Annotated in this window: 4 protein-coding genes; all 4 read right to left on the bottom strand. The window is 31.8% G+C overall.

What is annotated here, in order from left to right:
• Positions 1 to 2: 2 nt before the first annotated feature.
• Positions 3 to 482, bottom strand: coding sequence for a toxin-activating lysine-acyltransferase (locus MOV42_RS00995; RefSeq protein WP_324171957.1), 480 nt, complete (start codon positions 480 to 482; stop codon positions 3 to 5).
• Complete coding sequence (locus MOV42_RS00990; protein ID WP_324171956.1) at positions 482 to 751, bottom strand: hypothetical protein; 270 nt, start codon at positions 749 to 751, stop codon at positions 482 to 484. Before MOV42_RS00990 ends, MOV42_RS00995 begins: the two co-directional genes overlap by 1 nt.
• Before the next feature lie 70 nt (positions 752 to 821).
• Positions 822 to 1,088: a hypothetical protein gene (locus tag MOV42_RS00985; RefSeq protein WP_324171955.1), complete on the bottom strand. Its 267-nt coding sequence runs from the start codon at positions 1,086 to 1,088 to the stop codon at positions 822 to 824.
• A 179-nt stretch (positions 1,089 to 1,267) separates the two neighbouring features.
• Positions 1,268 to 17,671 carry a C80 family cysteine peptidase gene (locus tag MOV42_RS00980; protein ID WP_324171954.1) on the bottom strand — a complete coding sequence of 5,468 codons (16,404 nt, stop codon included), beginning with the start codon at positions 17,669 to 17,671 and terminating at the stop codon, positions 1,268 to 1,270.
• Between the last annotated feature and the right edge of the window lie 140 nt (positions 17,672 to 17,811).

Below are 17,811 nucleotides of genomic sequence, written 5' to 3'. Positions count from 1 at the left end.
ATTTATAAGCTCAACTGTTCATCAGGTCTGGTTATTTTTACCGTATCATTTTCAAAACCAATTTTCATTCCACAACAAGTAAATATTTTTGTTTTATTTACAGAATATTCTCCTTGATATTCATTATTAAAATAATTAGTTAAGAAATCAAAAAAATCCCAATAATTATTACTGGTAGAAAAAAGCTCAATAAACAATAGATTCTCTCCACTATTGATTTCCTCTTCTTTTATATCTCTTCTTGTTTCTACTAACTCTGAAAGTACTTCATCACTTACAAATGCCCATGAAGTAAAGGCAATAGAAAGATTACTTTCTTTTTCTCTTAATAATTGAAAGTTTCCAACTTTAATGGTTTCAATAAATCGATTATAAAAACTTGTGATAGTGACATCTTTATAATCTTCACTGTGTAAAGCTAGAAAAAGTGCATCACTTAATATTTCAATATCCATACGATTTAAGTTGTTACTTGTTTCCACTATTTATCCTTTTTTAATACACCAACATCAGCATAAGAATCTAAAATCATTTTAATATGTGGCTCTTTTGCAAAATTCTGGAAGATATTGAGTGTTTCTATAAATCCAAGTATTGGCATAGATATGATACTTGTAGCTTTTGTATTTCCTTCATTTATATCATTCTCTTTATAGAATTTTTGTGATAAATCATCACTTCCTAAAATAATATGTACAATTCCATTTTGCATGTGTATCCCCATTGAAGTATCTACATGTATTTTTTTCATCTCAATCTTCCTTTTATGAAATTTTTTGTTAAACACTCAAAAGTATCAGATTTTTTATTTTTCTCTTTACTTATTCTTTTATGATGCCTGCTTTCTTATAGGCCTCTATGGTTTTAATCATTTGAGGGTCTTTAAGTAAACTCTCTATAACTGAAACAGAGTATAAAAATCCGGGTAAGGACATATTGATAACTCTGTTACTTTTCATTTTTACTTCACCTGAGTTATTATTATCTTCTAATAATACATTTTCTAAATCTTGATTGGCTAGAATCATTTTTATAACACCGTTATTAAAATTTATTCCGACTATCGTATCTGCGTATATTTCTTCCATTTTTTTTCCTTTTTTTTGTTAGTTAAATAATTGAATCCTCTGAATAAGTCAGCTAATTCTTCTTTGTTTTGACATTCTAGCATTATAAAGAGAGTTTTGAGCGACAATTATAAAAATAAGTGCAATTTCAACTAATATTTGTAGGACATATCTCTCTTTTTGTTCTTTCCTATTTATTTCTAAGCTATCACTCTTGCAGCATCGCTTCTGTTATTCCACGCTAGAGATATATCATTTTTAAAGTCCAAGGGTTTATTTGTCATAAATCCATCACTTCCTTTTGTTCTATCTGAACTAGCCATAATTTCTACTAACTTATCGAAAGCATTATTATCAAAATATTCATACTCTACGATCTTACCATTAAGATCAGTTTTAACTGAAGTAACTATCGAAGCTCGCTTATTATCAGATTTAAAGTAATCATCTACTGTTATTGCGCCAAACTCTTCAAACCAATCTTGTGTACCTACACTTGAGGAACCTCCATTGTAATTATGAATAATTAAATTATTCAAACTTCTTTCAAACCATAAATCTTTATAAGAGAAATTATTAAATACAATCATATCAGAGGCTTCTATATCAGTAATACGCCCTTCTATATTCTGTTTGGTCATAATAAAAATATCTTGTCCCGTACCAGCTGAATATTCATTATTTAATCCCCCTATAAAAATAGTGTCGTCACCAGCTCCTGTATAGATTTTATTATTTTTAGATTTTGATCTGGCCATTACCGTATCATTTCCATTATCTGTTTGAATAACACTGTCATAACTATAAATATCAATTATATCTTTACCTTCGCCTGCAACGAGTTTATTTTTGTTTCCAAATATTTTAGCTTGGTCATCACCTACTCCTAAGTAAATCTTATTCCCTGAACCCATTGTTACAGAGAAGTCATTCCCTATTCCTGCGTTGATATCATGGTTATTTCCAGTTGCCACAATATAATCATCACCTTCACCACCAGTAATTAATCCTCTACTACCAAAGACCCACAATTGATCATTTCCTGCTCCGCCAAATAGATTATTGTATCTTCCTGATGCAATAGCAAGGTCATTTCCCATTCCACCAATAAACATATGGTTTTGTCCCATCATCACAGCCGTGTCATTTCCGTTATTTCCACTAAAGGTATTTCCTTCCCCCATTAAGTATCCAACATCATCACCCTCCCCTGCCCATACATTATTATTAACGCCAAGTAAAGCAATAAGATCTTTGCCGTGTCCACCCCAAACAAAATTTTGAGAACCTAGACTGACTATTAAATCTCCATCATCTTTCATATATCCCGTTTCAGTAAAAAAAGTCAACATTTTGTCTTTCATGTTGTTAACATCACCTGTTAAGGTTTTTCCTAAATCTTCTACAAGTGCAGGTATTTTAGTAAGCATTGTTGGAATTTTCAGTATATCAAAGAACGAAGGCATTTTTAATCCAGAAAATCCAAAGGATTTTCCTTCTATTTCATCTTCTTGTGTTATAGGTGTCGTTACTGTTGTAGTTTCGGTACTATCTTCATCCTCAGTCCCTACCGGTAGGCCAAGTGCTCCTAACCCATTTTTAATCATATCTACGCCAGCACCTCCCATTTCTTTAATCGTATTAATGATTTTAGTAGGATTGGTAAAGGTCTTAATCAAGCCTTTATAGCTATCTTTAAGTATGGTAGTAAACAATTCACTTACCATATTCCCCACATCGACTTTTTGTCCATCTTGGGAATAGACATGTCCATCTTGTGTATAAGCATAGTTCATCATTTCTCCAACCGTAGTATCCTCCGTTAAACTTGCCAATCTATTTTTAATATTATTTCCCAACTGTGTTTTTAAATCTGCAGGAGAGAATGTAAATGTATTTGTGGGTGCTCCAGTGGATGTAAATCCTTGTTGCATGACACCAAACAACGATGCCACAGTTGTGTCAAGTGCTGATTGAATATTGTCTCCAAAGATGAAAGAGAAGTTACCATTGGCTAAGATGATATCTGAACCACGACCTGTAACGATAAAGTTTATAGAAGTATTGGAAACACTTGCTTTTGCATTTTTCAATTTAGCTTTTGCTTTATCCTTAAGCTTCATTTTTTTCATCTCTTCTTTAGAAACAGGGGCTGTTGATCCCCCACCATTAATTGCATTATTTAAAGAGGCTTCTGTATCATATTTGATTCCTCTATCAGAGATGTCATTTTCACTTCCTACATCAAGTAGAGTTGTATACTCTACTGTACTTGTTATATCTAAAACACTCATACTGGTTGAGAATGTTTTTGCTTTATCAAAGGTCCATAACGCTTCTCTCTCATCACTATTAGTTTCTGCTATTTTCTTTAACGTTGAAGAAATACCAGAAGCACCTTCAAAGGGGTTTAGAAGAGGAATAATAGGTACTGATTTATCTAACATAACAATAAAATCATTTCTATCCCCATAATTATAAGCAATATTTCTTTGTCCCACTAATATTTGAACTCCTTCAAAGGCAGTGTATCCTCCAACTTCAACCGTATGGGAAGCTTCTCCAAAGGCTGTATGCGTATTTTCTCTATTTCCAATACTCATCAAGGCATTATTATCTCCAAACATAGCTGTTTTATGTCCACCATTCCCTATTTTTATATCAATATTATTGCTTCCATAATAAAGTGTTGTATGCTCTCCATCTCCCACATTTATTTGAATATTAGCACCTACTGATGCCAGTTTTTGTTTCGTTGTTTTTTTCGTTGTTTTTGCATCAAATATGGACTGATCAAATCTTTCTTTTTTTAATTGTCTTTGAGCACTATCAGAGTCTCCAATTTTTTTAACACTGGAATCAATCTCAGTTATTTTATCACTATCTATTACTTTGTTATTGATTCCAGTCGGATCGTTTGGATTCACATTATCATTGCTCAAGGAGTCTCCAACTTTATTGAAATCAACATCTTGAATATTCCCTCTGTCATTTGAAACTAATCTATTTGAATCTTCTAGTAAAAGTTTCTCTGATGCATCTTCTAATGTATTAGCATGTAATAAATCTCCTGATATGGATTGTTTGCTACTTGTTACATCTCTATTTTCATCAATACTGTATACCGTTTTATGAATTTGATTTTTATTTCGCCATGATCCTTGTTCTGCTGTTTCCGACGTAACTTTTCTACCATCATCAGTAATCCCAACATAAGTATTGCGTATAGATACACTAGTGCTGATGCCATTATCTTTCAGTGCTGTAATCAAATTTTTTCCATAATCATTATTGTTGTCATCTATATGATTATTCACTCCAAGGTTACATCCAATGAGACTTACTCTATCTATTGTAGCTGTTGATTTCAAGTCATTTTTTAAAGATTTAATATTGTCTACAAAATCATTTGTATTTCTTCCTCCCAATGTTTTTACCCCATCAGAATTTTCTCTTCCATAACCTACACCTGAAATTCTAAGTTTTCCATCTACATCTGATAATGCTTTTCCATAAATAACTTTGTACGACCCATCTTTGCTCATTTGTATTATTGTTGTTTGATCTGGGTGTTTAAATGCTAACTTATAAGCTGAATCTTTTACTGTTTTATCATCTTCTAGTTGTACTATTATTTGATGGTCATAACTTTGCATAACTTTTGTTTGTTTTTTATCCTGTAATCTAACAAATTCTCTTAGTGTCAAACCTTCCCATGCATATAATTGTGTGTCCTTAAAATTATTAATATTCTCTAAGTGTTTTATCGGAATACCTATATTTATACTGTCTTCAATTCTGAAATATTTTGATAATTCAGTATTTATTTCGTCTGAAACATCTCCTATATAAGCTTTGTATGTTAATGCTTCAGCCACAAATTCTAAAGGATTACTTGTTGCATAAGCACTAATATCTGAAGATATATCAATTGCTTTTGTAGTATTATTACTTTTTAATCTCCAGAACTTTTTACTTTTCGAAGACTCCTGTGCGGCATGTACTAATTCATGAAAAATAGTTGCCTCAGCTTTTTTATATAGTTTTTCATTATTAGTATTAGCAGTATCCATATATTTATTGGCTACGCCTCCTAAATCAGTGGATTCAAAAAAGCTCTTTCCTAAAATTATTGTATTTTTTAAACTGCCTGCAAAGAATTGCGTTTGAACACCCCCATCTCTTCTTATAATAACATCTATATCTCTAGGCAAAGAATCAAAATATAATCCAAATTTCATATGTTTTTCTATTGCATTTTTTACTGCTGTTTCTACTAACAATTTATCTTCATCAGTGGTAGTAAATTGATCATAATAGATTTTCACATCTACATCTCTAACCTTGATTTCTTGAGTAGAAGATATTTTAGACTCATATAAAATAAATTCACTTCTTTGATTATCAAACATTCTTTGCTTATCTATATTATCTGTTTTTGAGACAGTATAGGTAAGTGGTCCTTTTAATTGAAACCTTAGTGTTCTCAAGCTTTCATTTATTCTATTTTGATTACCCGTGCTGAATATTTTTTTCTTTTTATCAGGATTATTAATAAGGTAGGTATCGATATCTTTTAGTGTTTTAAACATAAGTGATAGAAGGTCTTTATCAGTTACAGTTTGATGTATTTGTTCAACTTGAGACAATATCTTTCTTGCTGCAATATCTTTGTCTATTGTACTTAATGATACTTTCATGTCTTCTAATATTTTATATTTTTTATTAACAAGTTCTAAATTAACTTCCATGTTCCCTTCCAGATGATTCCCCCCATACTCTACGACTGTTCCTATATAATTATTATTATTACTTACAACATCACCATTGTTATTTATTGTATAGACTGTTTTACCATCTTGATTTTTATTTCGCCATGATCCTTGTTCTGCTGTTTCCGACGTAACTTTTCTACCATCATCAGTAATACCAACATAAGCATTTCTTACAGATACACTAGTGGTGATGCCATTGTCTTTCAGTGCTGTAATCAAATTTTTTCCATAATCATTATTGTTGTCATCTATATGATTATTCACTCCAAGGTTACATCCAATGAGACTTACTCTATCTATGGTAGCTATTGATTTCAAGTCATTTTTTAAAGATTTAATATTGTCTACAAAATCATTTGTATTTCTTCCTCCCAATGTTTTTATACCATCAGAATTTTCTCTTCCATAACCTACACCTGAAATTCTAAGTTTTCCATCTACATCTGATAATGCTTTTCCATAAATAACTTTGTATGACCCATCTTTACTCATTTGTATTATTGTTGTTTGGTCTGGGTGTTTTAGGGCTAATTTAAAGCTTGAATCTTTTACTGTTTTATCATCTTCTAGTTGCACGATGATTTGGTGGTCATAGTTTTGCATTTTTGGATTTTTATCTATTATTGCACTGTATTCTATTAACTCTAGCTGAGTTGTTGAGAATTTATCCCAATTGCCTAATGTTGTATTTTTAAAAGAATCAGGATTACTATCTAAATGCTCGACATCTAACTCATTTTTTGCTAACTGCAATGATTCTTTCAATTTTGTTTTCCAATTATTTTCAAAAGAAGATGATGACTCACTTTTATCATCTATTGCATCAATTAGTGAATCTATCAATGAAGTCTTAGTTGCTTCTTCAATTTTAGCATCAACAAATTCAGTTACAATTTCAATTAAATCTGTAGAATAACTAGAATCATTAGAGACAGAATTGTCATCTGATACACTTTGAATACTATTATAATAATCTACGCTATCATTGATTTGTTTTTCAAGTTGTGTGAGTGCATCTATTCTACTAGAACTAGGATATTTTTCTTTAAAATCATTCATTAATATTTTAAGAGCATTAATACTGTTTACATCTGGACTGTCAAGGTGTTTATAAATTTCTCTGGCAAGTTTACTTTTTTGACTATAGTACTTACATGGCAAATAGTATGAAAAATATTTTAATTTCACTAAATTTTGCAAGGTTGACCTATTATACCCATCTGTAAATAATTTTGTTAATGCATGGGATTCTTTCTTTCTCAGTAAAATGCTTTCAAGTTGCTTATTTTCTGAACTTGTTCTTAAAAAGTTTTTATTTGTACTCAAGGCAGTTCCTCTGCTTGATATTAAACCGCAATATTTTTTTAATTTTATTAATTTGAAGTCATTTGAACTTATCTTATCACTTGATTTATCTAATTCATTGTTTTCTACTGCAAAGAGTACAGCTTTTAAATTTAATACTACCTCTTCACTTGTAATATTCCTTAAATCCATGCTTATCTTTATCCCAGACGATCCAATATAGTCATTTTTTTTATCTTGCATATCATATATGTTTAAATCAGGTAAGTAACCATAATCGTTACCATATAGATCTTTATATGCTTCAGAATGAGCCTCATACATAATTTTAAATAACTCAGTAACTTTATTCTCGTCCCAACGATCACTATTTGTTCTTAACCTCATATAATCACTATTAGATTCTAACAGTTTTGTCTTTTTTTGTTCTAGTAAATATTTATCATATACATATTCATCACTAAAAAGTGAATTGTTCTTAAATAAAGATCGAAGTTTCCTATTAAAACTATTTGAATCCTTCAAAATATCAGGATAAGCATCTATATCAATAAGAGGTTTTTTATTAATATACAATATATCAGGAGAAGGTATACTTGCTTGTAATTTAGTAAGACGATCTAAGTCTGCAGCATCTGATTTATTAAAAAGAACATTCAGCTGAAGTAAAAAATCATCCTTTGATAAATTATTCACTTGAGAAAATATATTATAAATTTTATCTAAACCAACATTATTTATGGTGCAACTAAAATGAACTTCTCGATAGCGACTAGTATAAGTATTAAATTTATAATAAGATTTTATATCATAATAGGGCTTGGAAGTAAAATAATTTAGACTTGGTTTATAAGAACCGACAATAAATTCATTGAACTTTTCAACTCCATCTAATGGAAGAACATCATTATTCTCTTTTATGCCTGTAGCCAATATTCTTAGCTCCTCAATAGCATTTGGTATCTTATCTCTAAAATTTTTAGCAATATTTTTTAAATCTAAACTATCGTCAGACAAAGTATCATATGTACCAATAATATTTAATCTAAATCTTGGACTAATATCTTCTATATTTCCCTGAATAACAGTAAAAGATTCTGTTCTTCTATCGTATTGAACAATTGTTTTATCATGAAATCTTACAGAATCTATGTCATTTAAACTGTCATAATTACCATCTTTATCTGAGATCATAACTAGTACATCTGTAGGTTTTTTTGAACTTTTTTTAATGTCACCTATAAAATTAGAAGTATCGGTTTGTCTGCTTATATCCTTATCTATTGTCCCTACTTTACTTATTATTTTATTATAAGTATCATTTGATCCATATACACTTATTTCAGAACTATTTAGTAATATTTCATCTACATCAAAAAAACAATATTTATCTGAAAGATTCGATCCAGTAAACAAAGGTCGATATTTTTCTTTATCTAAACTTTTTGAATCCAAGACCACTATTTTTGTAACATCCATGCTATCAGTATAATTAGCTAATATATAATCATGAAATTCTTTTTTTTGGGTGGTTGTTAAATCATCAGGGTCTAGAATAAATACTTTATATCTAAGAGTATTCTTTATTGTATTACTATTACTCTGCCAAGATGATTTATTCTTTATAGAAATATTCTCATCATAATCTCTTAGATCGCCTATATTATTAACATTAAGATATTCAGCGAGTAACCCTGGTCCAGTTACAGTAAAAACATCTAAAAGATATGTTGTTTTCACCTTATATTGAAGTTCTCTAAAAATATCATTTTTTATACTATTATGTTCTCTAATCACAGCATTAACTAAAAAATTTGTAAAAGTAGAATCTTTTTGAGCATACATTAAAGAATTATTAGGAACCAGCCTATTATATAGTTTGAATAATGTAATAACCGTCGAAGGATGAGGCGCTGGTTTATCATCCTCAACACTCTTAAATGCAAGTTTCAAAGATTCTGATGAATAACCATGATTTTTAGTTCTAGGATATGCTCCAACATCTGTATAAATTCCGCCATGCTTATCTAAAGCCGCGATCCTTATAACATCTGAAGCTCCCGCTAAAACACCCCCCCTATACATTAATTCTCTATTATATGCATCTTTTAATTTCGGATCACTACTTCTAAACAATTCTTCAACAGATTTTAATTCTATTTTTCCTTCAGAATTTTTATCAAAATCAACATCCCAGAATTTTTTTATCCCATTTAAAAATTTATTAAGTTTTCCCCTTTCAGCGGCTAAATTGTCGACCATGAAAGAGATTCTAGAATCATCTGTAGCTCCATGAGCTTCTAAATATCTTAGATACTGTTCTTCCAATTTAATTATAGTTTGTATTCGGATGCCTGCATCATCAGATATATTTTTAGCATAAGCATTAATAGCTTTTTTAACTGAATTAGCCATCAATGCATTTGGATCATAATATAAGTACCTTTTAGTATCATCAGATGCGGTATCTACAAAAGACTTCATATTCTTTAAATCACTGTCGGATAGTCTTCCTCCTACCCATACAAATGATACAATTTTTGGTATATCTACGGTACCTAAGTGCCCTCCTGTATACTTATAAACAGTGACTTTGTTTCTATCATTTACAATACTAATTACATTATTAGTATCAGGATCAAAACGATAAACAGTTTTATCGTCAGCACTTTTATTTTTCCATTGTGTAGAACCATCCTCTGACATAACTTTTCTACCATCATCAGTAATCCCAACATATGCATTTCTTACAGATACACTAGTGGTGATGCCATTGTCTTTCAGTGCTGTAATCAAATTTTTTCCATAATCATTATTGTTGTCATCTATATGATTATTCACTCCCAGGTTACATCCAATGAGACTTACTCTATCTATGGTAGCTATTGATTTCAAGTCATTTTTTAAAGATTTAATATTGTCTACAAAATCATTTGTATTTCTTCCTCCCAATGTTTTTACCCCATCAGAATTTTCTCTTCCATAACCTACACCTGAAATTCTAAGTTTTCCATCTACATCTGATAATGCTTTTCCATAAATAACTTTGTACGACCCATCTTTGCTCATTTGTATTATTGTTGTTTGGTCTGGGTGTTTTAGTGCTAATTTAAAGCTTGAATCTCTTACTGTTATATCATCTTCTAGTTGCACGATTATTTGATGATCATAGTTTTGCATTTTCGTTTTTTTATCACTAAGAGTAGAGTATTCTATTGACTTTTTTTGAGTTGTTGTTAATTTATCCCAGTGGCTTAATGTTGTGTCTTCAAAACTATCCGGATTACGGGATAAATGGTTAATATTTAACTCATTTTCCCCTCTTAATATCTCAGTAACTTCCTTATCATCAATCGACTTAATTGCATCTTCACGTACAGTAGAGGTGTTTTTATCTATAGCCGTACCAATCTCACTGCCATCATGTAGATTAAGTACTTTTTCACCTGCTTTAAAATTTTCCGTATATCTAGCAATAATATGTAAATTCTGATCTGTTCTTTTAATCGCCTCTATACGCATATGAGAACCTGGATATAATAAAACTTCTGCCTGATTCGATTGTGCAAGTCCTGCAATATTGACCCCTTTAGCATCAAGAATAGTCAGAATAACAGTTTTTTTTCCACTTCGAAAACTTTTCGCGAAATCTCCACTAGTAGATGTAGAAGAGAACCCTTTATCACCAACTAATTTCCCTACAGCAATTTTTCTTTCTAAGGATTCTAAAGTAGCACCGGGCAAAAATGCCCTGTAAGTAGTCCCTTCGAAAGTCTGCATTTTGCTCATACCTTTAATCGCATTAATAGAATTGTCTTTCATAAGAAGTATAAGTTTCTCACTTTTTCGAAGATAAGAGTTGATATATTGGAAGCCAACACTCGTATACCATTGAATAGCGTCTATTTCTTTACTACTTAAACTTGCTTTATCATATACTTCTTCACCAACTTGTTTCGCATCTAGTAATTCTTGTTTCATATGTTTATTATTAAAAGGTATTTCTTGTTCATCTAAGGCATTAAGACTTTCTTGGGTAGTATATTTTGTACCATCTTCATAATATTTTAAGCCCTTAACAACTAATCGTTTTAATTCAGATATTTTTTCAAGTGAATCAGGATATCTTTCTTTATATTTATCAATTATTTTAATTGTTTTTTCAAAACTAATTTTATCAATACTTCCCAATGAATCATAAATCTGTCTAGCTAATTTATCTTTCCCCTTTAAACTTCTTATAGGCACAAGTTTATTAAAAGAACTTAGAGTTATAAGTTTTCTTAAATAATTAGTTTTACCCAAATGCTCCCCATTAAAGTCAACAGGTGTTCCATTGTCTTTTTCAGGTAAATCACCAATTTGATACCGTGTTTTTAATATTTTATCGCTATCTTCACTATTTTGTGTAGTTTCTTCTTTTCTAGTTATTACTTTTTCAACTTCACTCAACCCTTTAACAAAGTCCTTACCTTTAGTATACTTCTCTTCTAAAGTTTGAACTTTATCTCCATGGTTTACATTTGGATTTCGAGAATTGATTCTTAACGCATTTATACCTGCCTCTAATTCATCTTCAACTTTATTTTGATCCACATCTGCATTTAAACCTGAAGGGACAACCCCTGACGTAAGTAAAGTAGCACTGTCCTTCAATTTACTGCTAAACCCTGTACTTATAGTTTTCTCAACACTCGTGGCATCTGATTTTCGTTTATCTGCTGTACCACTCGAAGCAGAAGTAGCTCTATTTTGTGCATCTGCACTTTTACTATTTGCATCTCTTGTTGCACTATTTACATTATTTTTGCTATTTTGCACTTCACTTTGTGAACTAACTACATCATCGTTAGCTTTTATTTCATCAGATTTTGCTTGTGTGTATTTTTCCTTCGCAGCATCAATTGATTGTTGAATATCAACTTTTAAACTCTCTTCTTTTGATTGTGTTATGGCATCTTGTGCTTGTTGTCCATAAGTATCTAAATGTTGATTCACATTTGTATTGATAGCTGCAAACTCACTTCTTAAAGAACTTCCATCAGCAGTTACTTTTGAATAAACTGTATATTGCCCTGATACTTCACTTTCCGTTGCTACATTTGCTTTATCATAATTTGAACCCTCACTGCCTAATTGAGTTTCTATAAATGATTTTAAATCTATTGCATTTTCATTTAACTTATCAGTATCTACTTTCTCTATATCATTTTTGAAACTGTCTACTTTTTCTTTCTCTTTTTCTACTTTTTCTTGACCTCTATTTACATCATCTTTTACTTTATTTGAATCACTATTTGCATTATTTTGTGCATCCGTAGCCGCTTGAGCTTGTTGTTTACTATTATTTTCTATATTATTCTTATCACTAGAGTTATAATCTTCATTATTACCATTTTCATTTGTTCTTGTTACGTTTTTACTAAAATCATTTGTATTTGTAGTTGAATCTTCATCTTGAGAAACTTTGATACCTTTTAAATCTGTTGGAATGGAAGTTGTGGGTGTTGTATGCCCATGTTTGGTTACCGTACCTCCCTCATCTCCATTGACAATTCTTGATATTGTTCCACTTGCAAGTACAGATATTCCTGTACCTTTTAATTCAGACAAGAGTGCTTTTACTTTATCTTTGGCACTTCCTTTTCCTACTTCAATAGTTACTCCATAGTAATCTCCGTTACCAATTTTAATTGATACATTACCTCGGCCTGCTGCAGCATAAATCCCTAGTCCATCCCCAAATTGAACATTGAGATTATATTTTCCTTTTGCAACACTAATATTTGTACCATTACCAACTCGTGTATTTAAATTAAAATTACCATTTTGAGCAGAAATAACCATACCATCACCTACTACAGTTTGCGCATTAACTTTTCCATGCATGACTCCAATATGTAGTCCATCGCCTACTTTAGTCACAACATTTGCTTTTCCAATTGCTAAAACGGCAGACGAACCAGAGCCAATTTTAGTAATAATATTGGCTTCCCCTTTTGCTGCTTGTATACTATCTCCATCTCCTACCACTGTTAGAATATTCGCTTTTCCATTAGCAAGTACAATAGATCTTCCATTTCCTACTTTAGTAATAATATTGGCTTTTCCATGTACTAAAAGGTTGGTTGATCCACGTCCCACATGGGTAATAATATTTGCATCACCAATTGCTACACCAGCGAGCATGCTACCACGTCTACTCACAATATCATTATAGGTAGAACTAATTAGGGTATTCATGCCATCTAATACACTAGAAATAACCCCCATTGGATTACTCGTAATATCTCCCCTTGCAAGTATTCGATCTTCTGGAGAAACAGTATCTGAAACAATACTATCTAAAGGAGATACAGTTACAGTAAATCCATCCATTGGTCCTACTTTAGTAATAACATTTAGGTTTCCTTTAACGAGTGCAAATGTATTACTAGCTTCGCTACTTACATGTGTTACAATATTGGCTTTGCCGTATAGCCCAACTACTAATTCATTATTACCTACTTTTGTGATAATATTTACTTTACCAATGGCAATCCCAACAGTAAGTCCATCACCCACATGCGTCATAATATTTGCGTCACCTTGCATAAATGCAAGGGTTAATCCATTTCCAACTTTGGTAAATATATTTGCTTTAGAAAGTATCATAAGCGCAATAGTTGTTCCATCTCCTACATGCGTAAATATATTTCCTTTTCCAGCTATCATAGCAGCCACAGTTAATCCATTTCCAACTTTGGTAAAAATATTTGCTTGTCCACCAAACATTAACGCTCCACTTAGACCATCTCCTATGTGGGTAAAAACATTTCCTACCGTAGGACCAACTGGCGGTGTTAGCATAATTGCTAAGGCTACTCCATCTCCTACTTTAGTAAATACATTTCCAAGTCCTAGCATCACTGCACCTGAGAGACCATCTCCCACATGAGTAAAGATGTTTCCAGAACCCAACATAGCTGCAATCGTTATTCCATCTCCAACTTTTGTAAAAATATTTCCTGCTGCAATCATTAATCCCAGTGTAGTTCCATTACCTACATGAGTATATATGTTTCCAGTTCCAACCATAACACCAATGGTTAACCCATTTCCTATTTTAGTCAAGACATTTCCAGTACCTACCATTAACGCAGCAGTTATACCATCTCCTATATGGGTAAATATATTTCCAGCTGAGAACATTGCGGCAATTGTTAAGTCATCATCTTCAAGTCCAGATCCATTTAACTTACCACCAATTTTTGTGAAGACATTAACGCCACCTGTCATTAAAGCAAAGGTGTCTCCATCTCCTTTATGAGTGAATACATTGCCCAGTCCAACCATTACACCAATGGTTAAATCACCTTTCTTTCCTCCAACTTTGGTAAATACATTGAATCCACCAATCATAACTCCAATTGTATTTCCATTTCCAATATGTGTAAATACATTTGCTGTACCAAATAATGCAGCTATAGTTAAACCGTCACCAATTTTTGTTAAAATATTCGCATAACCATACATAACAGCTATTGTTTTACCATTTCCGACTTGAACTAAAACATTTAATCCCCCTGCCATTAAAGCATAAGCATCTCCATCTCCAAATTTAGTAATAACATTAGCTCCGCCCAGCATTCCAGCATACAGATTTCCACGTCCCACTTGCCCAATATAGTTTACTCCACCGGCCATGAAGGCATAAATATTATCATTTCCTCTTTTCAATAAAACATTTGCACCACCCAACATAAAGGCTTTTAGAGAACCACTCCCTTGTTGGTGATAGATATTTGCTCCACCTACTAAAATGATTGTAGCATCACCATTACCATCTTTTTTTATGACATTTGCAAGTCCTAAGCCACCTAATGTAAGATTACCTGTCCCATAAATATTAGCGATATTTCCTATTAAGCCTACTAAGATAAATTCATTGTCTCCATCACCTCTACGTGTCAGATGATTAATGGTAAGTCCTCCAAGTTTTGCTTTTAGATTTCCATTACCTGTCCAGTTAATATGGTTTCCACCACCAACCATAATGATATCACCGTTTCCATGACCTACTCGAGTTAAGCTGTTTCCAAGACCACCCGCAATTACTTTTGTGAAACCATCTTTAGAATAGTTTTTTAAGATATTTCCAGCACCTACACCATTAAAGGTATAGTTTCCATAATTAGATTTCAAATAAACATTATTGACAATTCCACCTAGATTTGCAGTTAGTGAAGCATTATACGCTATTCTTGTAACTTCGGTATATCCTCCACCTCCACTGACAATAATATCACCTTTTGCAGTAGTATGAGAGATAATATTCGCTAATCCTACTAATTTAATATTTGAAGAATAATCTTCTTTAATTGAAGAAACATTTCCATACAGTTCTCTCCACTCATTACTTGATTTTATATAAGTAACTTCACTTCCGGTACTAACGGATTTGACATTACCATCTACATTTATATTTACAGCCCGAGAAGAATCCACTTTTAATGTAACTATATCTCCAATACTTGCATCATCTGGAAGAATAATATTATTTGTCCAGGCACCATCTTTTGTGTTTAAGGTAATATCATTATGAGATTTTAATATATTCGATAGGGATAATGCTGAATTTGACAAAGTGTTTAATTCCAAATTAGAATTAATTAAATAGGTATCTCTGAGCACTATTAATTTCTCACTAAGCTTGATGCCTCTTTTTTCTAACGTAGGAGAAATAATTTTCCCTACTCTTCCAGCATTAAAAACTATATCAGATGACGATATGTCATTACTGTTATTTAAGTAATCAATATTTTTATTTGAAAGTTGTTCATTTCCCAAATAAATACTTATATTTTTATTTCTGTGATCGTAGCCACTTCGTCCAATGATTTCTAGTTCATCTATTTTATATGCTTTATCTAATTTTATCTGTATCCATTGTTCATTACTACTAGCTGTATGTGTAAAACTATTATTGTTATTATCAAATAGATTATTGCTCCTATAACTATTACTATACACAGATGACATTGTAGTTGATACTATTTGGCCACATATATCTTGTCCATTAGCAGTTATATTAACTTCGCTAAGATTTATTGTTTTGTTATCGCCTGATTCGTCTGTTATCTCTTTTTTTATTAATATATATTGAAACTTTGAATCTTCTCCATTTGTAATCATTCCACTTTCAGTTATACCCTCATAGGATAGGTTTTTCAATCCATACCCCGCCCCCGTTGATATATTGGCTAATAGTTGACTACTCCCTCCACTTTCAAAATCAAAATCTATATTAGTACTGGTTACATACTTAGCTTTTAAGGTAGTTGCTTTAATATTATTATTCGTAATATCTAATCGAAACTTAATCCCTTTTACATATTGTCCATCTTGAAACTTAGCCCAAATAGTATCTCCACTCTTAAAATTATCAGGAAGGGTAAGTATAAATTTCATTCCATCTGAAATATACGCACCTACACTCTCTACTGAAACTGTTCTACTACTAGAGACACTATTACCTGAACCTTTAATATTTATTCTATTTGAGCCACCTGCTCCTGTAAAATCCAAATGTCCTTTTTTCATCTGAATATTTATCTCATTATCTATACCCAATCCAAATATTGTAGCATTACCTTCTTCCCCAATTCTTGTAATCTTGGAGCTAGCGGCTAGGCCAGTAACTGTAGTATCACCATATCTTGTCTCATGTATAATATTATTTCTAAGTACAGCAACCGTTACATTTAGATTTCCTGTTGAGTAATCATTTTCGGAACGACCTTTTTTCTCTATATAATTTCTTCCACCAACTGCGTATACTGTTGTATTACCCTTCGTTGAATTATGATAGACTTCATTATTCATACCCACAAGCTTTAAATCTACTTCTGAGTTTCGTCCATATCTTTTAAATACACCATTACCACTAAGTGCATATCCTGTTAATGATCCAGTATCCACATCACTGTATACGTTTACATAAGCACCAGCTCCTACTAACTCTACATTTCCTGATGAATATTTATGCCCATTGCTACTTCTTTTTACTGATAAATATGCCGAAAAAGCTTTTATGTACATGTTTCCAGTTTTTGTAAATAATTTATAGGAAGTATGTGCAGCAGCAGACCATACATTCATATTCCCTGATATACCTTTTCTAAGTGCGGTACTCGAGGCTGCAATTGCATAGAGATTTACATTTCCAGTATTTCCAGTATGCTCAATTTTCAAAGCTCCTGAAGCTCCATAGTAGTTTAGGTTACCATTAGCACTTTTATATATTTGGGTATATCCACCTGCCCCGTTTACAGTGAGGTTCCCCCAGGTATCTTTTACTTTAAGGCTAAAAGCCGCAGCTGTTACTATGTCATTTCCACCTTTAGTGATAATTCCATCTCCCCAACCTAAACTTAAAGAGACTGCAACAATATTATCATTACCTTCAGTACCGGAATACGTACCAGTAACTAAGTACCTTGCTGCTGAAACAACCTTTTTAAAAAACTTTACTACTGCTGACATAACCTCTTCCTATGACTTTATATTAAGTGCCTACTTGTAATACACTCAAGTCCACACATGTTTAATTAACTAAGAAAAGTCTAGTAAATTCAATTGCTAGACTATATAATCCCCCAATATGTCAAGACAATTTTTTCAAA

The organism is Sulfurimonas sp. (genome assembly GCF_029027405.1).
GTDB lineage: Bacteria > Campylobacterota > Campylobacteria > Campylobacterales > Sulfurimonadaceae > Sulfurimonas.
This window is presented reverse-complemented; position numbering and strand designations above follow the sequence as displayed.